We start from the raw sequence: 18,843 nt of genomic DNA, 5'->3' as shown, positions 1-18,843 counted from the left end.
ACGGGTGTCTCCTCACGCGGGCGCCGGTACGGGCGCGGCGACGGCGGGCAGGACGCGGCGGCGGTGCAGCCAGGCGACCCCGGCGGCGGAGGCGAGCCCGAAGGCCAGGCAGCACGCCCAGGGCAGCCAGGGCGCGCCCGCCGGTCCGGCGGTGTCCATGGCCCAGCCGACGACGGTGTTGCCGACGGCGGCGGCGATACCCGACACCACGTAGAACAGCCCGAAGTAGGTGCCGGTCAGCTCCGCGCGGCCGAAGCCGGGGATCAGCTCCATCACGAACGGCTGGGCCGTCATCACGCCCAGGTAGAGCAGCACGGCACCGGCCAGCACGGGCACGGCGCGCAGCACCGCTTCCGCGTGGCCGCCGGGAGCCGTCGTGTACCCCGTCACCGCCATCGGCGGTACGAAGGACAGCGCCATCAGCACCAGCCCGGCGGCGATCCAGCGCGCCCTGGTGCCGCGCGCCTTCAGCGCGCGCGTGATCCGCAGCTGGAGCCCGAGGTTGGTGAGGGTGCCGACGAGGAACACCAGGCCCGCCGCCCCGTCCCAGCCGGTCGCCTTCCGCGCGCCGTCGGGAAGCAGCAGGTAGAGCTGGTTCTCCATGGTGAACATGCCGACCATCGCCAGGGCGAACAGCAGGAAACGGCGGTTGCCGGCCACCTCGCGCCAGTCCCCGAGGACGCTGCCGCGGGCCGGCGCGACCTCGCGGGCCGGCAGGACGAGTGCCTGCGCGAGGGTGAGGACGGCGAAGATCCCGGCCGCGGTGAGCGCGCAGACCCGGAAGTCGGCCAGCAGCAGCGCGCTGCCCAGCAGCGGCCCGATCAGCGCCCCGGCGGTCGCGAACACGTTGAACAGGGCGAACGCCTCCGCCTTGTGGTCGCCCGCCGCCAGCGCGAGGTAGGCGCGCACCGCCGGGTTGAACAGCGCCCCGGCCAGTCCGCTGAGCACCGAGGCGGCGAGCAGCACCACAAGCCCGTCGCCGAGCGCGAAGAGCCCGAAGCCGACGCTGCGCAGCGCGCACCCGGCGATGATGACCCCCCGCGCGCCCAGCCGGTCCGCGGCCGAGCCGCCGATGAGGAACAGGCCCTGCTGGCTGAGGTTGCGCACGCCGAGGACGATGCCGACGACCGCCGCCGACATCCCCAGGTCCTCGCCCAGGTGGAGAGCTAGGTAGGGGACGAGCAGATAGAAGCCGGTGTTGACGCCGAGCTGGTTGACCAGCAGCACCCGGATCGCGAGCGGGAAGCGGCGTATCTCGTGCCACGTCCTCATGCCGCCGCCCCCTCGGTGTGACGGGTGCGGGGCCGCACTCCCAGGCCGGGTTCCCGGCCCGCCTGTACGGTGCCGTCGTGGCCGCCGATGCCGGTCCAGGGGTCGTCGGCGAGGAGCAGATGCCCGTCGAGGTCGGCCCAGCGGGCGCGGTCGGCGAGGTGCACGGCCGGGGCGATGCCGAGGGTGCTGGCGGTCAGACAGCCGAGCATCAGCTCGGTGCCGCTGCCCTCGATCAGCTCGGCGATCCGGAGCGCCGCGTGCACACCGCCGCACTTGGCGAGCTTGACGTTGATGCCCTGTACCCGCCCCGCCAGACGGCGGGCGTCCTCGACGCCGACCGCGTCCTCGTCGGCGATCACCGGCAGCGGCGACCGCTCGGCGAGCCGCGCGAGCGCCTCGGGGTCGCCCGGCTCCAACGGCTGCTCCACGGCCTCGACGCCCAGCTCCGCGAAGAGCGGCAGCAGACGTTCCGCGGTGCCCGCGTCCCAGGCCCCGTTGGGGTCCAGCAGCAGCCGGGCGTGCGGAGCGGCGGCGCGTACGGCCCGTACGCGCTCCACGTCCTCGGCGGGGTCCCGGGCGCCGGCCTTGACCTTGAGGACGGAGAAGCCGTCCCGGGCGAGACGGGCGGCCTGCGCTCCGGCCCGGCCGGCCGGGACGAGACCGATGGTCCGGGCGGTCCGGGCGGCCGGAGCCGCCGGGGCCCCGAGGAGTGCGTGCACCGGGACCCCGGCGCGCTTGCCCACGAGGTCGAGCAGCGCGGACTCGACGGCCGCCACCACGGCGGGCGGGGCGTCGTGACGCTCGCCGTCGCGCAGGGCCGCCAGGGCGCTCTCGGGCGCGGCGAACCGGGCGAGCCACCGCGTCTCCACGTGCAGCAGCCGGGTCAGGGTCTCGGTGTCCAGACCGTAGTAGACGCTGGTGACGGCCTCACCGTGGCCGTGCCGTCCCTCGTGCTCGACGGTCAGCCAGACGGCCTCACGGGCCGCCATCGTGGAGCGTGAGATGCGCAGCGGCTCGGTGAGACGCAGGTGTGCGGTGCGCTGACTGGCCTTCACAGGGGTTCTCTTCCGTAGGGGTGTCGAGTGGATCGCGCACGGTCCCGCACCGAGCCCAGCCGGTCGCCTCCACGGCCCCGGGGTGCGGGATCTCGACGGGGCGGGTGGCGGCGCGGGCCGGGTCGAGCCCGTGGGCGGCGGCGAAGTCGTCGTCGTACACGCTGCCGAGGTAGCGGTGCGGCCCGTCGGGGAAGACGGTGGCGACCACCGCGCCGGGGTGGACCCGGGCGGCCCAGGCGGCGACGAGGGCCACGGCCCCGGTGCTCCAGCCCCCGCTGACGAAGTTCCCGGCGGCCAGCCGCCGGCAGGCGTCCGCGGCCTCGGCCGGGCCGACCCAGTGCACCTCGTCGAAGGCGTCGTAGGCGACGTTGCGCGGGTGGATGCTGCTGCCCAGGCCCCGCATGAGCCGGGGTCTGGCCGGCTGGCCGAAGATCGTGGAGCCGGTGGCGTCCACGCCGATCAGCCGCAGCCCCGGCCAGTGCCGTCGCAGCGGGCCGACGATGCCGGCGCTGTGGCCGCCGGTTCCGACGCTGCACACGAGGACGTCCAGGTGGTCGAGCTGGGTGGCCAGCTCGGCCGCCAGGGACGCGTAACCGGCGCTGTTGTCGGGGTTGTTGTACTGGTCGGGCCAGTACACGCCGGGCAGCAGCGTGAGCAGTTCGCGCAGCCGGGCGAGCCGGGCGGCCTGCCAGCCGCCCTCGGCGGCCGGGCGGTCCACCAGCTCCAGCCGGACGCCGTAGGAGCGCAGCAACTGCCGCATCGACGGCTCCAGTTCGATGTCGCCGACCAGCACGACGGGATGGTCGAGGGCCTGTCCGGCGAAGGCCAGACCGACGCCGAGCGTTCCCGAGGTGGACTCCACCACCGGTGCGCCCGGCCGGAGTTCACCGCGCTCCCGGGCGCCGAGCAGCATGGAGACGGCCGCGCGGGCCTTCATGCCGCCCACGCCGAGCGCTTCCAGCTTCGCCCAGAAGCCGGGGTGCGGACACGGCAGGTCGACGGTGATGCGGGCGAGCGGCGTGCCGCCGAGCAGGCCGAGCAGTTCGCGGTTGCCCGCCGGGCGCAGGACGGCCGTGGTCACAGGGCGGCTCCGTAACGGTGGATGGTCCCGGGGCCGCCGTCCAGCCAGAAGAAGGGGTAGGGCTCGGCGCACACCGCGCTGACCCCGGCACCGATGAGGCACGGCAGGACGGCGCTGCCGGTCTGGGCGAACATCACCAACTGCTTGCCGTGCCGCAGGGCGTGCTCCCGCAGCGGCTCGAAGCTGCCGTTGCCGAGCGTCATGCCGGAGGCGAGGATCGCGTCACAGCGCTCCAGCTCGGCCGGCGCGTCGGTCCGCACCGGCTCGCCCCACTCGGTCGTGCCGCCCTTGAGATCGCACGGGACGTACCCCAGCCCGCGCCGCCGCAGCGCCTCCAGCAGCGAGTTGACGACGCCGACCACGAGCACCGTGCTGCCGGGCGGGGCGTCGAGCAGTTCCACGACCGCGCGGGCCCGGGCCCGTGACTTCCGCAGCGACGTGCCCGCCGGCAACGGGAAGGGCCGCGCGCCGCCTGCGGGCAGGTGCGGCCGGACGTGCATCAGGTACGCGTCGAGGGCGGCCACGCGCACCGGCAGCAGCTCGTGCCCGAGGAGCCGGGCGACGTCGGCGCCGACACAGTCCTCCACGGCCCCGTCCGGCAGCGCGCCGGGCTCGACCGCGCACGAGCCGACGGCTTCGGCCAGGCGCAGGCTCAGCACCTCGTTGCGGTACCCGCCGCCGCGCCCGTCGTGGCGTACCGCCTGCCGGGTCGTGAACGCCACGGTGATGCGCTGGGTACACGGATCCGGTCCGAGGCGGCCGTCGAGAACGCGCCGGACGAGGTCGTCGTAGGAGGACGCCGTGGGCCGTATGCCGGTGGGGGCGGTCATCGGCCCACCACCCGGGGCCGCAGTCCGGAGAGCAGGGCCTCGACGCGGTCGCGTGCGCCGAGCCCGTCGGCGTCACCGGCCATGATGTGGCCGAGGTACTCGTTGTTGCTGGCCGCCGCCCGCACCGCCGTGCCGGGCTCGGGGAGCCGGACCTCCAGCACACCGGCCGCGGCGCGCACCTCGTCGGCGCCGTCGACCGCCTCCAGCACCCCGTCATCGTCCGGCACGAGGAAGGCGATGGCGGCGCTCTTCAGGCCGGTGTCCGCGCGCCGCAGGTCCGGCGCGCGGCCGAGGGCCACCGCCACACCGGCGGCGGCCAGGTCGATGCCGGTCACATGGCGTATCAGCTCGGTGATGCGGTTGCCGGCGGGGCGCGGGTTCACCTCCACCAGGCGTGGCCCGCCGGGCGTCAGCTTGATCTCGGTGTGTGCCACGACCGTGTCGAGTCCGAGGGCCTTCAGCGCGTCCAGCGCCGTCCGCTCGGCGGCCTCCGTGTCGGCGGACGAGAGCGCGGCGGGGAACATGTGCCCGGTCTCGATGAAGGCGGGTGCGCCGCCGACACTCTTGTCGGTGACGCCCACGACGTGCGCGGTGCCGCCGTGGGCCACGGTCTCGACGCTGACCTCGGGCCCTTCGAGGAGTTCTTCGAGGAGCACGGCGGGGGAGCGGCGCTGTCCGCGGGCGTTGACGGGGAAGCCGGCCAGCGCGCGGTAGGCGTGTGCCAGGGCGGGTTCGTCGTCCACGCGCCGTACGAACATCCCGGCGCACAGGTCGACCGGCTTGAGCACCAGCGGGTAGCCGAGCTCCCGGGCCGCGGCGGCGGTCTCGGGCCAGTCGCCGCAGACCGCGAAGCGGGGGCCGGGCACACCGGCCTCGGCCAGGATCCGGCGGGTGGCGTCCTTGCGGCACGCGTTCTCCACCGCCTCGGGGTCGGGTCCGGGCAGCCCGAGCCGTCCGGCGATCCGCGCGGCGGCCGGGAGGTAGTAGTCGCAGGAGGTGATCACCCCGTCGAAGCGCAGGCAGTCGTGGGCCTGTTGGACGAAGGGCAGCAGCGCCTCGACGTCGTTGGTGTCGGCGGTCAGCACATGGCGGGCGGCGAGCAGGGGGTGTGCGGTGCCCTCGGGGGCGGAGCGCAGGTAGTGGTGGAGGTCGCGGGTGAGGAAGGTGAACTCGTGCCCCTCCTCGCGGATCGCCCGTGGCAGCAGTCTGCTCATCGATCCGACCCAGCTCTCGACCATCAGCAGATGAGCCACGGCTTCCCCTTTTCATGGCGTGGACGAAGGACTGCTGTCGCGCCGACGGCGTGTCGCACATGCGTCGGCTTGACCGAGGTGGACCTTATCGATATTCGTTTTCATTGTCATCTGATGTCACGTCGGTTCTCTGAATGCGAGACTCGTGCTCCCTGCCGTACGCCCCCTGAGCGCTCTGTGCGCCCTCGTCACCACCACCGCCGCCCCGGCCCCGGCAGCCCCAACTGTCGTATCCGCCCCAGCGGTTGCCGACCCTGCGCCGCTGCGGTTCGGTGCCTGCCCGCGGTCCGTGCCGTCCCCGCCGCCGCCCGACCGAGTGGAATGCGGCTGGCTGGACGTTCCGCTCGACCGGGAGAACCCCGACGGCCGGCGGATACGCATCGCCGTCTCCCGGGTGCCCGCCTCCGGCACCCCCGGCGAGCGGCGCGGCGTCCTCCTCGTGAACCCCGGCGGGCCCGGCGGCCCGGGACTGTCCTACGCCGTCACCAAGCGGGCGAAGCTCCCCGAGAGCGTCCGCCGCGCGTACGACGTCATCGGCTTCGATCCGCGCGGCACCGGACGGAGCGCGCCGGCCGACTGCGGCGCGATGGGCGGCCTCTTCGACGTCCCGGCCCCCGACCCCGTTCCCGTCGGCCGAGCGGCGCGGAAGGCGTATCTCGCCTCCTTGCGGCGGATGGCGGACGACTGCGCCGCCGGCGCGGGCGACGCGCTGCCCCATCTGTCGACCACCGAGACCGCCCGCGACATGGACGCCCTCCGCTCGGCCCTCGGCGAGGAACGGATCGGCTTCCTCGGCGTCTCGTACGGCAGTTACCTCGGCGCCGCCTACGCCGCCCTGTTCCCCCGGAGGGTCGGCCGCATGGTGCTCGACAGCGTGGTGGGCCCGTGGAGCTGGTACGACTTCGACCTGCGCCAGAGCCGGGCCCTCCTGCGCCAGCGCGAGGTGTTCTTCGCCTGGGCCGCCCGGCACCACGGCCGCTTCGGTCTCGGCGGTCGCGCCGACGAGGTGCGCGAGGCCTATGAACGCGCACGCGACGGGCTCGCGGCCCGCCCCGTGGACGGCTTCGGTCCCGCGGAGTTCGACCGCGCCGTCTACCGCGCCCTCGGCCGCACCGAGCGCTGGACCGGCCTCGCGGAGGGCATCCGCGCGTACCTGCGGGACGGCGGCACCGGAGGGCTCCGCCCCGAGGCGCCGTTCGACGGCGCCGCCTCCCGTACGTACGAGTCCGCCAACCGCATCGTGAAGTGCGCCGACGGGCCCGGTCCCGCACCCGCCCGGGTCCTGGCCGACCTGCGGCGCACACGACGGATCGGTCCGCTGCCGGTGCTCACCGGGATGGAAGCCTCCGTCTGCTCCTTCTGGCACCACCGGCCCGTACGGCGCCCCGGCCTCGGCAGCCCGGACGCCCCGCCCGTGCTGCTGGTGGCGTCCGAACACGACCCCGTCACCCCCGTCGAGGGAGCCCGGCAACTGGCGCACCGGTTCCCCGGCTCACGCCTCGTCACCCTGTACGGCGACTACTCCCACGGGGTCTTCGCCAGCCGGGGCAACCCGTGCGTGGACGGGACGGTCGCCGCGTACCTGGTCGACGGGACCGTGCCGGCGGCGCACGTCGGCTGCGCCGGGCCCGGCCTGCCGACCCCCTGACACCTCCCGCACCCCAGGAGACCGCGATGAGCCACCCCCCGCACCCGCCGTACACCGTCCGCCCCGCCACGACGGCCGACGTGGAAGGCGCACGGCGACTGATGCTGGACACCTTCTACCGGGATTTCGGCTACGGCTACGTCCCCGAATGGCACCGGGATGTCATCGACCTCGAGGCCACGTATCTGGACCACCCCCGCCACCTCCTGCTCGTCGCCCGCCACGGCGACGAGGTGGTGGCCACGACCGGCGTGCGGTCGGCGGGGCCGGCCCATCCGCCGCACCCCCGCCGGCTCGCCGAACGCTACCCGCCGGGCACCACCGCCCAGCTCGTCCGCGTCTACGTCTGCCCCCGGCACCGCCGCCACGGGCTGGCGCGGACGCTGGTGCGGCAGGCGTGCGACTTCGTCGCCGAGACCCCCGGCTACGACAGCATCTACCTCCACACCAACGTCGACGTGGAGGGCGCGGAGGCCTTCTGGCGCGGCATCGCCACGGAGGTGTTCGACGCGCGCACCACGGGGGAGCACGGTCCGGGCGTCGGCACCGTGCACTTCGAGATCCCCCTGCACCGTCGTGTCGAAAACGGGAATCGTTTTCATGTAGGGTAGGCGAGTCCCGTTTCCGACCAGGAGCTCTCATGGCTGTCCCGAAGCGCAAGATGTCCCGCAGCAACACGCGTCACCGCCGCGCCCGGTGGAAGGCGGACGCGCCCCGGCTGGTGCCGGTCACGGTCGACGGCGTGTCGTACCTGGTACCGCGGCGGCTGGCCAAGGCGTACGAGCGCGGCCTGCTGCGTCCGGAGGGCTGACACACCGAACCGGCCTGTGGTCCCAGGCCGGTTCGGCGGCCGGGGTCAGGGGACGAGCGACAGCCAGCTGCCGTGGGGCGCGACCCGGAGCAGGGCGGAGAGACCGGCCTCGCGGAAGGCCAGCTCGATCTCCGGCAGGCCCTCGGAGAGGTGGGCCCAGCCGTCGTGATGCACCGGTACGACGACGTCCGCGCCCAGGACGGCCGCCGCGGCGGCGGCCCGGTGGCCGTCCAGGGTCAGGGGCCGCCCGTCGAACTTCGCCGGTACCCGGGCCGCTCCCGCGTGCAGGACGGCGGCATCGATGTCCGGCACCCGGCGGGAGATCTCCACGACCGTGCGAGCGAGGCGTTGTCACCGCTGACGTACACGGTGGGAAGCCCCTGTCCGGAGAGCACGAACCCGATGACCTCGCAGTTGACGTTGCCGTCGGCATCCCGGTCGGCGTCCTCGGGGCCGTGGACGGCGGGGACTGCCAGCACGGTCAGATCGCCGGCGCCGTCCGGGCGGGGCACGGAGTGGGCGGTCCACGGGGCGAGACCGACGGCCGGTGAGCGAGCCGCCGCGCGGACAGCGGCCCGGTCAGCACCAGCGGAGCGGACTTCGTGAACGCGCGGCCCCGCTCGTCCAGGTTGTCCGGATGGGCTTCGTGGCTGACCAGGACGAGGCCGGCCGGCCCCACCACGTCTTCGCCGGCGGCCGGACCGGCGGTCTTGGTGAGGTACCCCTGGGGACCCGCCGCGTCGAAGGTCGGGTCGCTGACGACGCGCAGCCCGCCCAGGTCGATGACGGCCGTCGGACCGCCCAGGACGGTGATCGCGCGGTCCTGCCGGGCCGGCCCTGTGCTGTTGATGGTTTCGTTCACGCCGTCGAGGCTGATGACAACCCCCGGTCACGTGAAATGCCTGTCGTGCCACAGCCATGCCCGACGCCCTGCGCCCCATCGCCGCCCCCGCCGCTGGTTCCTCGCGCTACTCGCCGGCTACACCTTCGAGGGCATCGGCTACGTCATCGCGGGCACGTTCCTGGTGGCGGCGATCCAGCAGAGCGCGGGAGGCGGGACCCGGCGGCGCCCCCTGGATCCTGGTCGGACTCGCGGCCCTGCCCTCGTGCAGCATCGGCCAGATCCTCGGCCCCCTGCTCACCCCCCGCTGCTGCACCACGGCTACCACCGTGCACTCCTGCTCGGCAACGCGATGGTGACCGTGTCCGCCCTCGCGGTCGGCGCCGTCTGCGTCCCCTTGCCGCACCACCTCGGCCCCGCGCCCTGCGCGGAGATCCAGCGGCGGCCGGGGCCGCTCACTGGCGGTACAGATCGGTGGGTATGGTCTCGCCCTCCTCGTAGCCGAACGCGGCGTGGGCCGTCGTGAACAGCGCGTCGTGGACGGCCCTGGCGGCCCCGATGAGTTCGTTGAACAGGGCCTTCATCTGGGTTTCGGTATTCGTGTACCAGGTGTCGAACTCCGCCCGGTCGCGGGAGTTGCCCAGATCGGTGTTCCGCTTCACGCCCCGGGCCACCTGGTCGGTGATGGTCGCGACGAGGTTCTCCCGGAGGGCCACGAGAGCCGCTCCGTTGTTCCAGTCCGGCGTGCCGCAGTCGCGGAGCGCCTGCCGCACCTGTGTGACGAAAGCGCCGTAGCGCATGGAGTTGGGGTCGTTGCCCTGCGCGTCCATCGGCTCCCCGCGCGTGGCGGACCGGAAGCGCTCGTTGTCACGCAGTTCCCCCGCCAGCGTCGCCGCCGTGTTCAGGCTCTCCTTGTGCACCTGGTAATTCCAGGTCTTGGTCGCCTTGCGCACCTTCTGCTCGTTGGAGAGGTCCTGACCGTCCAGCAGGCCGATGCGGGCCGTGACCCGGTCGGCCAGCGTCGTACCGGCTTCCTTGGCCAGCGCGTCGAGGGCGTTGAAGATGTGCTCGCCCTGCGCGTGGGCGCCTCCGGTGGCCGGGGCTCGCTGGACGGTCCCGCCCATGCCCCGGTCCGTGCCGGTGGCCGCGCGCTGCACGGACTCCCCCCGGTGCGGGGCCGGTCCGGCGAGGACGCGCGTGGCGTTGGCCTCGGCCTCGCGCTCGAAACGGTCCGAGGGGTCGGAGACGCGCAGCCCGGCGCCGTTGTCGGTGGCGGAGACCGGGCCCTGGCGCTGCTGGATGACGTGGGTGAGTTCGTGGGCGAGGGTGTGCCGGTCCGCGCCGCCGTCGCCGATGACGACGTGGTTGCCGCTGGTGTAGGCGCGTGCGCCCACCTCGGCGGCGGAGGCGCGGGCGGCGCTGCCGGTGTGGACGCGGACGTCGGAGAAGTCCGCGCCGAGCCGCGCCTCCATGTCGGAACGGACGGAGTCGTCCAGCGGCCGCCCCGCCGAGCGCAGCACATCGTGCACGGTGGACCGCTGCACAGCCGGGACGTCCTCGTGGCCGGTGCAGCGCTGCAGGGCCGCTCCGTGATCGTGACCGGTGCCGCGCTGCTCCTCGATCATCCGCGCCACGGCCGCGTTGCCGACGGCCCGTTGCAGTGCCACCGCCGCCCGCGGGGACATGGCCCCGGCCACGGGCTGCGACACCGCCGCCTGGCGCGTCGGGTTCACCAGACGCCGTCGACCCGCGTCCTTCTCCGGCTGTTCTTTGGCGTGCATGTCGGGACGGCCCCTCTCAGATCCTGATCGTCCTCTACCCCTACACAACCGGAAGCCCCCGGGGAAGGTACGGACGGGCAGGACCGGGTGCACGAAGGGCCGCCCTCACGTGCCGGTGTCCGGTTGCACCGGCCCTGCCCCCGTGCCCACTGGACGGGCACGGGGGCAGGGCCGGCGGGCCGTCACCGCACGACGCGCCACCGGTTGTCGGCCGTGCCGTCGTCCGGGGCCTGCACCGCGAAGGCGCCCATCGCGGTGGAGTTGTTCTCGATGCCGAGCAGTTTCCCGCTGTGCGCGTTGCGGATCTTGAACGTGCCGTCGCCCTGGTCGATCAGGAACCACCGGTGGTCGGCGGTGCCGTTGTCCGACCACTGCAGCACGGTGGCGCCGTCGGCCGTCGACATGTCCCGTACGCCGAGCACCTTGCCGCTGTGCACATTGCGGAAGCGGACGGCGTCACCGTCGGGGACCATCTCCCAGTCGTGGTCGGCGGTGCCCGAGTCGCTCCATTGCAGCGCACGTCCGCCGTCGGCGGTGGACATGTCCTGGACGCCCAGCACCAGGCCGCTTGCCGCGTTGGCGAGCCGGACGGACGCCACACCCCCGGTCCTCCAGTAGACGGTGTAGTTGTGGCCGTGCGCGTCGTGGAACGGACCCAGGCCGACGGAGGAGCCGTTCGCCGTGGCGGTGAAGGCGAGCGCGGTGGAACCGGTCCGCCTGATGGAGGAGACGTCGAGGGCGGGGAGGGCGCCGAGCGCGGTGTCACCGTAGTTGCCGGCCAGGACGACCGGTCCGTAAGTGACCGCGACGACACCGGGGTTGTCGTTGGCCGGGCGCGGCACGATGCGCATGGGCAGGCGGACGGTCACGGTGTCGCCGGAGGTCCAGGCGCGGGTCAGGGCCGCGTAACCGCCGGGGGCCGTGGCGATGTTCTGCACGACGCCGTTGACGCTGACGGTGGCTCCGGTGGTCCAGCCGGGGATACGGACGCGCATCGTCCAGGTGCCGCCGGCGTTGCCGGTGACCCGCAGGGTCGTGGTGTCGCTCGCCGGGTACGACGTGGTCTGGGTGACGGTGATGCCGCGCTGTGTCCAGGTGAGCACCGAGGGCACGAACAGGTTCACGGTCAGGGTGGTGCCGGCGTGGAAGTACACGGAGTCCATCAGCCGGGTGTGCATCTCCAGGCCCGTGCCCTGGCAGCACCAGAAGGTGGTGTAGTCGGTGCTCCAGGTGCCACCGCCCCAGGCCGGCCCCACGCCCCGCCGGCCGCCGGGGTTGAGCGGGGTGAAGTAGGTGACGTGGCCGTGCGGGTCGGCCGGGTTCTGCTGGCCGATCATCTGGTTCAGCCACGCCTGCTCGTAGAAGTCGAACAGCTCGGCCCGGTCCGGGGTCAGCGCGAACAACTCCCGGGTGAGCGTGAGCATGTTGACGGTGTTGCAGCTCTCGCAGGTGTCCTGCCGCAGGTAGGCGGCGATGGCGTCCGGGGCGCGGAAGTGCTCCGCCTGGCTGTTGCCGCCGATGGCGTAGGTGTGGGCGTGGACGCAGAGGTTCCAGGCGTTGGTGGCGATGTCCCGGTAGCGGGTGGTGCCCGTGGCCTTGTACTCGCGGACGGCCCCGATCCACTTGGGCACCTGGGTGTTGGCGTGCAGCCCGGCCAGCCGGTCCTCGCCGGCCGCCAGCGGGTCGAACACCGCGGCGTGGTCGAACCGCTGGGCGACGGCCAGCCATCGCGCGTCGCCGGTCTGCTGGTACAGGTCGGTCAGGACGGCGTTCATGCCGCCGAACTCCGTGCCCAGCATGGCCTGGAGCTGCGCGGTGCTCAGCCGGCCGGTGCGCCGGTCGACCCAGCCCGCCAGGGCCAGCAGTACATCACGGGCCTGCGTGCTGCCGATGTACCGCCACACGTCCAGCAGACCGGTCAGCGTCTTGTGGACGGTGTAGTACGGCACGTTCCCGTTGGACAGCGTGCGCGCCTCGAGAGCGGTGAAGTCGGACTCGGGATAGCCGGAAAGATACCCCGCGCCGAATCCGGCGGCGCCGTTGTTGGCCTGGCACTTGGCCAGCTCCGCGACCATGTACAGGGCCTTGTCCCGGCAGACGCCGTCCCCGGTCACCGCGTACGCCTGTGCCCACGCGGTGAGGAAATGTCCCTGGACATGGCTGCGGAAGGGGAAGTCGGGGGCCTCCCAGCCGCCGGTGGCGGCCGCGCCGTTGGTGGACAGACGGTGGTTGGCGCGGAAGTTGTACAGCAGCCGGTCGACGTCGACGAACCGCAGATAGCTCAGGGTCCGGTTCTGGTTGTCCAGCCATCTGCTCGCGGTCAGCCTGACCTGGCCGAGCTCGAAGGGGAAGGCCTGGGCTCCGATGTCGGACCGGGCGGGGGGTACGACCGCGTGGGCGGCGGAGCCGCCGAGGACGGGGCCCACGGCGGACGCCGCCGCGGTGACCCCGGCGAGCTGGAGGAGACGTCGTCTGCTGACGGAGGAGGACATGGACACACCCTTTCGGTGGGAGCCCGTGCTGGTGGGGGACGCGCGGCGCGCACCGCCAATGTCCGGAATATCGAACATCGTTCGCCAAGTCGTCGAGAACATAGTTGGGCGCCCGACGGACCGTCAATGTCATCGACATGGGCAATCGGCAGCCGTGTCAAGCCGGTTGGGAGCCCTGGGCCGGACGGAGGAAGGCGGATCGCCGGGCCGCGCATCCGGGGCTGCCGCGACCATTGACGCGTCTTGAGTGACGCCTTACGGTCTGACCGGTCTCCCGAACCAGGTTCGATATATCGCACATAGCGGAGTTGCCGAGTCGGCTTCCGAACCCCACGTGTCCGCCGTGTCCCACACCCCCGCACGAGCCCGGAGCACCGATGCAGCCCACCACGCCCGCCCGTCCCATGCCCTCCCGCAGACGCTTCCTGGGGGCCGCCGCGGCCACCTCGCTCGCCCTGGCCGCCGACCTCTCCCTGGGCGCCCGCCCCGCCCACGCCGCCGACCCGGCCTACGTGATGGGGTACTTCACCGAATCACCGCAGGGCCTCGGCACCGACTACGGTCTGCACCTGGCCGTCAGCACGGACGGGCTGAACTGGATGCCGCTCAACCAGAACAACCCGGTCGTGACCCCCACCGAAGGGGCCGGCGGGCTGCGCGACCCGTTCATCATGCGCAAGCGGGACGGCACGTTCGTCGTGCTGGCCACCGACCTCAAAGGCACCGACTGGGGCTACAACAGCCAGTACATCCACGTGTGGGACTCCACCGACCTGCGCACCTTCACCGGCTACCGCCGCCCCGGACTGCACGCCATGGCGACCCACAGCTGGGCTCCGGAAGCCTTCTGGGACGCGGGCCGCGGCCAGTACGCCCTCCTCTACTCGGCCGTGAACTCCAGCGGCCACAACGTCCTGATGGTCAACTACACCACCGACTTCCGGACCGTCTCCGCGCCCCAGGTGTTCTTCGACCCCGGCTACGACGTCATCGACGGCGACATGGCGGTCGGCGTGAACGGCGTCAACTACCTGTACTTCAAGAGCAGTCGCGCCGGCGGCCTGGTCGGCGCCCGGTCCACCTCGCTGAACCCGGGCAGCTTCGTGCCGTTCAGTACACCGGTCGCCCACGGCGGCACCGAGGCTCCGACCCTGGTCAAGTCCCTCACCACCCCCACCTGGTACCTGTGGGGCGACACCTACACACCCAACGGCGTCTTCTACGCCTGGCAGACGACCGACCTCGCCGCCGGCACCTGGACCCCGGTCGACCAGCGGCTCTACACCCACCCGGTCAACGCCAAGCACTGCACCATCGCCCCCCTCACCGCCACCGAGTACGGCAACCTCGTGGCCCGCTGGGGCACTCCCGCCTGGAACCGGCTCAAGTCCTACAACCAGCCCGCCCGTTACGTACGCCACGCCGACTACACCGCGCGGATCGACACCTACCCCTTCGACCCGTACACCGACTCCCAGTGGAAACTCGTCCCCGGCCTGGCCGACCCCTCCGGCGTGTCCTTCCAGTCCGTCAGCCACCCCACCCGGTACCTGCGGCACTACGACCACCAGCTGCGCCTGGACGTCGACGACGGCAGCTCCGCCTTCGCCCAGGACGCCACCTTCCACCGGGTCCCGGGCCTGGCCGACCCCTCCTGGGCGTCCTTCCGCTCGCACAACTACCCGACCCGGTACATCAGGCACTACGACTACGTCCTGCGCGTCGACCCGGTCACGACCACCACGGACCGGGCCGACGCCACGTTCTCCGTCGGCTACTGACCCACTGACCGGACCCTCCCGACGCCGTCCCGCCCACCGGCATCGGCGCCCCACGGGGCGAGAAGGGGCGTACGCCGTGCCTCCCTGGTCCGCTCCGGTGCGCCCCGTCCGCCGCGCACCCGAAGGCGTGTTGCCCGCCGGGCGGACACCCCTGTCGTGCCACTGTGGCGTCGCCGAAGGGCACCGGTGGTGTGCCGGGCGGGGCATGCCGCCGCCGTGGAGGGAGCGTGGGAAGTGGAGCTGGGCAAGGCCGCGCGGGCGCGTATCGCGGGGACGGACGACGACGCCTATCGAGAGGCGTTCGACATGTTCCTCTCCGGGACGGACGAGAAGGCCACCACCCACGCGTACCTGCGCCGGGTGGTGGACCGGCTGCCCGCCCGGCGGACCCTCCTGGACATCGGCGCCGCCCAGGGCACGACGACGCGGTATCTCGCCCCGTACTTCGAGCGCGTCGTGTGCGTCGAGCCGAGCGAGCCCATGCGGCGCGCGCTGGCGCGGGCGTGCCCGCGGGCGGAGGTGGTGGCCGAGCCGGTCGGCGAGGCCCGGGTGGACGCGCGGGCCGATCTGGCCCTGCTGTCCCACGTGCTGTACTACATCCCCCGTGCGCAGTGGGCGGTGACGACGGCCCGCGTCATGGAGTGGGTGGCGCCGGGCGGCGTCCTGCTCGTGCTGCTGCAGAACCCCGACAACGCCTGCATGCGCATGGTGCGTCACTTCACCGGCCGCCATTTCGACGTGCGGGAACTCGTCGGTGAACTGGCCGCCCTCCCACCCGGCCTGGTCGGCCGCACCGAGCTGGACGTCGTACCCGCCCGCTACCACGGCCGCAGCCTGGAGGAGACCCTCATGGTCGCCGACTTCCTCCTCAGCGTCCCCGAAGCCCCCTCCCCGACCCGGGAGGCGGTCGAGGCGTACGTACGGCGGCACTTCGACAACGAGGACGGTACGTACACCTTCCGCCACGACCAGCACGTGCTGCGCATCGAACGCCCGGCACCCTGAGCACGCGGCGACGCCGGCTCGTTCGGTGGACTACTGTGTCGGGAATGAATACCGGGACGGCATCGCGCCACACACGGATCGGTGACCCGGTGCTCTCCTGAGCGCCGGGCGGGCCGGTGAGGGCCCACCGTCCGGCCGAGGGTCTGGCGCCGCCGCGCGCGCTCCGCCTCCGTCGTGTTGATCACAGGTTCGGCAGATCAACCACGACAGGAGAGTTCATGCCCATCAAGACGCTGCGGATCCCCACCGCCGACGGCCACGCCGACGCCTTCGCCGCCTTCCCCGACCACGGTGAACGGCACCCGGCGGTGCTGATGTACCCGGACGGCTTCGGCGTCCGGCCCGCGCTGCGGGCGCTGGCCCGCCGACTGGCCGGGCACGGGTACTACGTGCTCGTCCCCAACATCTTCTACCGGCACGGCCCCGCACCGGTGATCGAACTGCCCGAGCACATCGGGGAAGAGGCCCGGCCGCAGGTCTTCGCCCGGCTGATGCCTCTGATCGAGGCGCACACCGCCGAACGCACCCTGCGTGACGCCGGCTCCTACCTGGAATTCCTCACCACCCGGCCGGAGGCCCGGCCCGGACCGGTCGCGGTGACCGGTTACTGCATAGGCGGCCTCCTGGCGGTGCGCACCGCCGCGGCCCACCCCGGCCAGGTGGCCGCCGTCGCCGCGTTCCACGCCCCCGTGGGCGCCGACGGCCCCCGCCTCCTGTCCGGGCTCACCGCCCAGGTCCACTTCGGCCACGCCGAAGGAGACATGACCCCCGAGGCCCTCGGCGAGCTCGACCAGGCCCTGGATGCCGCGGGGATCGGTTACACCTCCGAGGTCTACCCCGGCACCGTCCACGGCTTCACCATGTCCGACACCGACGCGTTCAGCCCCTCCGGACTGCGCCGCCACTGGGACCGCCTGCTTCCCCTGCTGGACCGCGCACTGGCCGACCGCTGAGGCTCCGGCCCCGGGCCCTTCAGGGATTCTTCTTCGCGTTCCCGCCACCGCTGCCGCCGGGCCGCGCACCGCCGCCGGTGGCCTGGCCGGCGGCAGCGGACAGGCTCTGGAGGGACTCGAGGGCCTTCGTGAGCGAGGCGAGGGTCTCCCGGAGCTGGGCGACCTGGCGGGCAGACCGGACAGTGCCGTGGCGAGGTCCACGGCACTTCCCGCCGTACCGGCCGTGCCGGAGGCCCCGGCCGGATGACCGCTCGGCCCGGCGAGCGGCGCCCCGCCCGCCGGGCCCGGCCGGCTCGCCAGGCCGGTCACGTCGGACAAAGGCTCGCCCTTGAGCAGCCGGGCCGCCTCTTCCTCGCCCAGCCTCTGCAGCGCGGCGAGCCTGCCCAGCAGTTGGAGCGACTCGGTGGCCCACCTGGTAGGGCGTAGAGCCGTTTCTGCGGAGCCCTGTGGCGCCGGCGGCACCCGAACGCGGGGGCATGGCCCGCACAAGCCGGTCCGCGTACACCTCGTGTCGCGGTGCCGGGAGGCGAGGGTCCCGAAAACCCTTAGCACCCGCTCGCCTCGCCCGATACGGTCGCGACCGTGTTCCCGCTGCGGGGAGGCCGAGAGCTGTGCGCGGCCGCCCGGCAGTTCCCACGCCGAGAGTAGGTTTGGTCGATGGCATGTCGTATCGGTGAGCTGGTGCTGGGTTGCCGCGAGCCGGAGGTGCTGGCCCGGTTCTGGTGCGAGGTCCTGGATTTCGTGGTGCTCGGCCGTGAAGAGGACGGCAGTATCGAGATCGGGCCGCGCGAAGGGTTCGGCGGTGCGCAGCCGACGCTCTTCCTCAGCCGCAGGGACGAGCCGGAGCCGGGCAAGTCCCGGCTGCACATCGACGTCAACGCCACCGACCGCGATCAGGACGCCGAACTCGAACGCCTTCTGAGGCTCGGGGCGCGTCCGGCCGACATCGGCCAGACCGGCGAGGAGTCCTGGCACGTCCTCGCCGACCCCGAGGGCAATGAGTTCTGCCTGCTCAAGGCCCGCCTCAACCCGCTCTGACGGCTCGGCGCCCCCCGACGCCCGGGTCGGGTCATCCGCCGACGCGGAGCCGGTGCGCGCCGGCCGGGACCGGTTCGAGCCGGAAGGCGCCTTCATGGGGGACGACACGGCCGGCGGTGGGCGGTGCGAAGTGGGTGCCCAGGACGAGGGTCCCGGTGCGGGCGAGCGCGCCGAGCAGCGAGCGGCGCGTCGCCTCGGACCGCTCGGGGTCGATGTCGACGCAGGCGCCGATGGCGGGGTGGGCGAGCTGGACCGGGTGGTGGACGCAGTCGCCGGTGATGAGGGCCGTCTGCCCGCGGCTATTCAGTTCGACGGAGAGATGACCGGGGGTGTGCCCGGGGGTGGGGATCAGGCGCAGGCCCGGGACGATCCGGACGCCCTCGGCGGGCACGTCGACGAGGTCGAGCAGTCCCGCCCGCTCCACCGGGATCACGGAGTCGCGGAACATCTGCCTGCGCGGCTCGTCCATGTCGTACCCGGCCCAGAACTCCCGCTCGGTGCGGGAGGTGAGGTGGCGGGCGTTGGGGAAGGTGGGGACCCAGTCGCCGTTCACCTTCCGCGTGTTCCAGCCGACGTGGTCGGCGTGCAGGTGGGTGAGGATCACCAGGTCCACCGAGTCCGGGGGGAATCCGGCGGCGGTGAGGCGCTCGAGGTAGTCGGTGTTCAGGTCGTGCCACGCGGGGTTGGCCCGCTCCTTGCCGTTGCCGATGCCGGTGTCCACCAGGACGCGCCGCCCGCCGACGGTGAACGCGAAGCTGTGACTGTCCAGGCGCAGGACCCCCGCGTCGTCCGCGAAGTGCGGGCGCAGCCAGTCCTGCCCGGCGACGAGGTCCGGAGTGGCACCGGGCAGCAGCCAGGGTCCGGTCGCGGGCGGCAGGAGTACCTCGTCGACGCGGTGGACGACGAGGTCGCCCACGGTCCAGGAGGGGACGGCGGTCGGGCCGGTGGCCGGGGGAGTGCTCATGATCGGTCGTTCTCCTCGGGGGCGGTGTGCGGGTGTGG

At 73.1% G+C, this 18,843-nt stretch carries 15 protein-coding genes and 2 pseudogenes; 8 read left to right on the top strand and 9 right to left on the bottom strand.

Annotation, left to right across the window (positions count from 1 at the left end; genetic code table 11):
- Window positions 1-12 precede the first annotated feature (12 nt).
- The 5 genes from HB370_RS03670 to HB370_RS03650 are packed head-to-tail and all read right to left on the bottom strand — an operon-like array spanning window position 13 to window position 5,491.
- Window positions 13-1,272, bottom strand: a complete 1,260-nt coding sequence (locus HB370_RS03670; RefSeq protein ID WP_030775983.1) for an MFS transporter — start codon at window positions 1,270-1,272, stop codon at window positions 13-15.
- Window positions 1,269-2,327 carry a dipeptide epimerase gene (locus tag HB370_RS03665; protein ID WP_030775985.1) on the bottom strand — a complete coding sequence of 353 codons (1,059 nt, stop codon included), beginning with the start codon at window positions 2,325-2,327 and terminating at the stop codon, window positions 1,269-1,271. Before HB370_RS03665 ends, HB370_RS03670 begins: the two co-directional genes overlap by 4 nt.
- Window positions 2,248-3,408, bottom strand: coding sequence for a cysteine synthase family protein (locus HB370_RS03660; protein WP_244405401.1), 1,161 nt, complete (start codon window positions 3,406-3,408; stop codon window positions 2,248-2,250). The genes HB370_RS03665 and HB370_RS03660 overlap by 80 nt, the downstream gene beginning before the upstream one ends.
- Window positions 3,405-4,238, bottom strand: a complete 834-nt coding sequence (locus tag HB370_RS03655) for a DUF364 domain-containing protein (protein WP_030775991.1) — start codon at window positions 4,236-4,238, stop codon at window positions 3,405-3,407. Before HB370_RS03655 ends, HB370_RS03660 begins: the two co-directional genes overlap by 4 nt.
- A complete protein-coding gene (locus HB370_RS03650; RefSeq protein ID WP_030775994.1) occupies window positions 4,235-5,491 on the bottom strand; it encodes an ATP-grasp domain-containing protein in 1,257 nt (418 codons plus the stop codon). Before HB370_RS03650 ends, HB370_RS03655 begins: the two co-directional genes overlap by 4 nt.
- 289 nt (window positions 5,492-5,780) lie before the next feature.
- Between HB370_RS03650 and HB370_RS03645 the strand changes: the two genes are divergently transcribed.
- Genes HB370_RS03645 through rpmF form a run of 3 tightly spaced genes read left to right on the top strand, consistent with a single transcriptional unit; the run spans window position 5,781 to window position 7,950 of the window.
- Window positions 5,781-7,139: an alpha/beta hydrolase gene (locus HB370_RS03645; RefSeq protein ID WP_244405399.1), complete on the top strand. Its 1,359-nt coding sequence runs from the start codon at window positions 5,781-5,783 to the stop codon at window positions 7,137-7,139.
- 26 nt (window positions 7,140-7,165) lie between these two features.
- On the top strand, window positions 7,166-7,750 hold the full coding sequence (locus HB370_RS03640) for a GNAT family N-acetyltransferase (RefSeq protein ID WP_051815244.1): 585 nt from the start codon (window positions 7,166-7,168) through the stop codon (window positions 7,748-7,750).
- 29 nt (window positions 7,751-7,779) lie between these two features.
- A complete protein-coding gene (gene rpmF, locus HB370_RS03635) occupies window positions 7,780-7,950 on the top strand; it encodes a 50S ribosomal protein L32 (RefSeq protein WP_030776003.1) in 171 nt (56 codons plus the stop codon).
- Window positions 7,951-7,995: 45 nt separating this feature from the next.
- Here the strand turns inward: rpmF and HB370_RS03630 are convergent.
- Window positions 7,996-8,812 (bottom strand): annotated as a pseudogene (locus tag HB370_RS03630) (MBL fold metallo-hydrolase).
- A gap of 91 nt (window positions 8,813-8,903) precedes the next feature.
- Here HB370_RS03630 and HB370_RS41680 point away from each other — a divergent pair.
- Window positions 8,904-9,317, top strand: a pseudogene (locus HB370_RS41680) (hypothetical protein); the annotation flags it as partial.
- On the opposite strand, the gene HB370_RS41675 reads toward HB370_RS41680, so the two are convergent.
- Together HB370_RS41675 and HB370_RS03615 are read right to left on the bottom strand one after the other, a co-directional pair.
- Entirely contained in the window at window positions 9,247-10,572 is a 1,326-nt protein-coding gene (locus HB370_RS41675) for a DUF4157 domain-containing protein (protein WP_063766400.1), read from the bottom strand. The pseudogene HB370_RS41680 and the gene HB370_RS41675 sit on opposite strands and share 71 nt — an antisense overlap.
- Before the next feature lie 182 nt (window positions 10,573-10,754).
- Window positions 10,755-13,064 carry a beta-L-arabinofuranosidase domain-containing protein gene (locus tag HB370_RS03615; protein WP_030776011.1) on the bottom strand — a complete coding sequence of 770 codons (2,310 nt, stop codon included), beginning with the start codon at window positions 13,062-13,064 and terminating at the stop codon, window positions 10,755-10,757.
- 377 nt (window positions 13,065-13,441) lie between these two features.
- Between HB370_RS03615 and HB370_RS03610 the strand changes: the two genes are divergently transcribed.
- From HB370_RS03610 to HB370_RS03595, 4 genes are all read left to right on the top strand, one after another.
- Complete coding sequence (locus HB370_RS03610; RefSeq protein WP_030776014.1) at window positions 13,442-14,845, top strand: glycoside hydrolase family 43 protein; 1,404 nt, start codon at window positions 13,442-13,444, stop codon at window positions 14,843-14,845.
- Window positions 14,846-15,079: 234 nt separating this feature from the next.
- Window positions 15,080-15,850 (top strand): class I SAM-dependent methyltransferase, encoded by a 771-nt coding sequence (locus HB370_RS03605; RefSeq protein WP_030776017.1) that lies wholly within the window; start codon window positions 15,080-15,082, stop codon window positions 15,848-15,850.
- A 218-nt stretch (window positions 15,851-16,068) separates the two neighbouring features.
- Window positions 16,069-16,803: a dienelactone hydrolase family protein gene (locus HB370_RS03600; protein ID WP_030776020.1), complete on the top strand. Its 735-nt coding sequence runs from the start codon at window positions 16,069-16,071 to the stop codon at window positions 16,801-16,803.
- Window positions 16,804-17,460: 657 nt separating this feature from the next.
- A complete protein-coding gene (locus tag HB370_RS03595; protein WP_030776022.1) occupies window positions 17,461-17,841 on the top strand; it encodes a VOC family protein in 381 nt (126 codons plus the stop codon).
- 31 nt (window positions 17,842-17,872) lie between these two features.
- On the opposite strand, the gene HB370_RS03590 is transcribed toward HB370_RS03595, so the two are convergent.
- Complete coding sequence (locus tag HB370_RS03590) at window positions 17,873-18,805, bottom strand: MBL fold metallo-hydrolase (protein ID WP_030776023.1); 933 nt, start codon at window positions 18,803-18,805, stop codon at window positions 17,873-17,875.
- Window positions 18,806-18,843: the final 38 nt, after the last annotated feature.

The sequence above is a fragment of the Streptomyces sp. DSM 40868 genome (genome assembly GCF_011820545.1).
GTDB classification, from domain to species: domain Bacteria; phylum Actinomycetota; class Actinomycetes; order Streptomycetales; family Streptomycetaceae; genus Streptomyces; species Streptomyces eurythermus.
The sequence above is the reverse complement of the archived record's forward strand: the minus strand, read 5'-3'. Positions and strand labels throughout refer to the sequence as shown.

What these genes read in the sequence shown, in the direction of transcription:
- HB370_RS03670 (WP_030775983.1), bottom strand. Translation starts at nt 1,272, where the DNA reads ATGAGGACGTGGCACGAGATACGCCGCTTCCCGCTCGCGATCCGGGTG.
- HB370_RS03655 (WP_030775991.1), bottom strand. Translation starts at nt 4,238, where the DNA reads ATGACCGCCCCCACCGGCATACGGCCCACGGCGTCCTCCTACGACGAC.
- HB370_RS03640 (WP_051815244.1), top strand. Translation starts at nt 7,166, where the DNA reads ATGAGCCACCCCCCGCACCCGCCGTACACCGTCCGCCCCGCCACGACG.
- rpmF (WP_030776003.1), top strand. Translation starts at nt 7,780, where the DNA reads ATGGCTGTCCCGAAGCGCAAGATGTCCCGCAGCAACACGCGTCACCGC.
- HB370_RS41675 (WP_063766400.1), bottom strand. Translation starts at nt 10,572, where the DNA reads ATGCACGCCAAAGAACAGCCGGAGAAGGACGCGGGTCGACGGCGTCTG.
- HB370_RS03615 (WP_030776011.1), bottom strand. Translation starts at nt 13,064, where the DNA reads ATGTCCTCCTCCGTCAGCAGACGACGTCTCCTCCAGCTCGCCGGGGTC.
- HB370_RS03610 (WP_030776014.1), top strand. Translation starts at nt 13,442, where the DNA reads ATGCAGCCCACCACGCCCGCCCGTCCCATGCCCTCCCGCAGACGCTTC.
- HB370_RS03600 (WP_030776020.1), top strand. Translation starts at nt 16,069, where the DNA reads ATGCCCATCAAGACGCTGCGGATCCCCACCGCCGACGGCCACGCCGAC.
- HB370_RS03595 (WP_030776022.1), top strand. Translation starts at nt 17,461, where the DNA reads ATGGCATGTCGTATCGGTGAGCTGGTGCTGGGTTGCCGCGAGCCGGAG.
- HB370_RS03590 (WP_030776023.1), bottom strand. Translation starts at nt 18,805, where the DNA reads ATGAGCACTCCCCCGGCCACCGGCCCGACCGCCGTCCCCTCCTGGACC.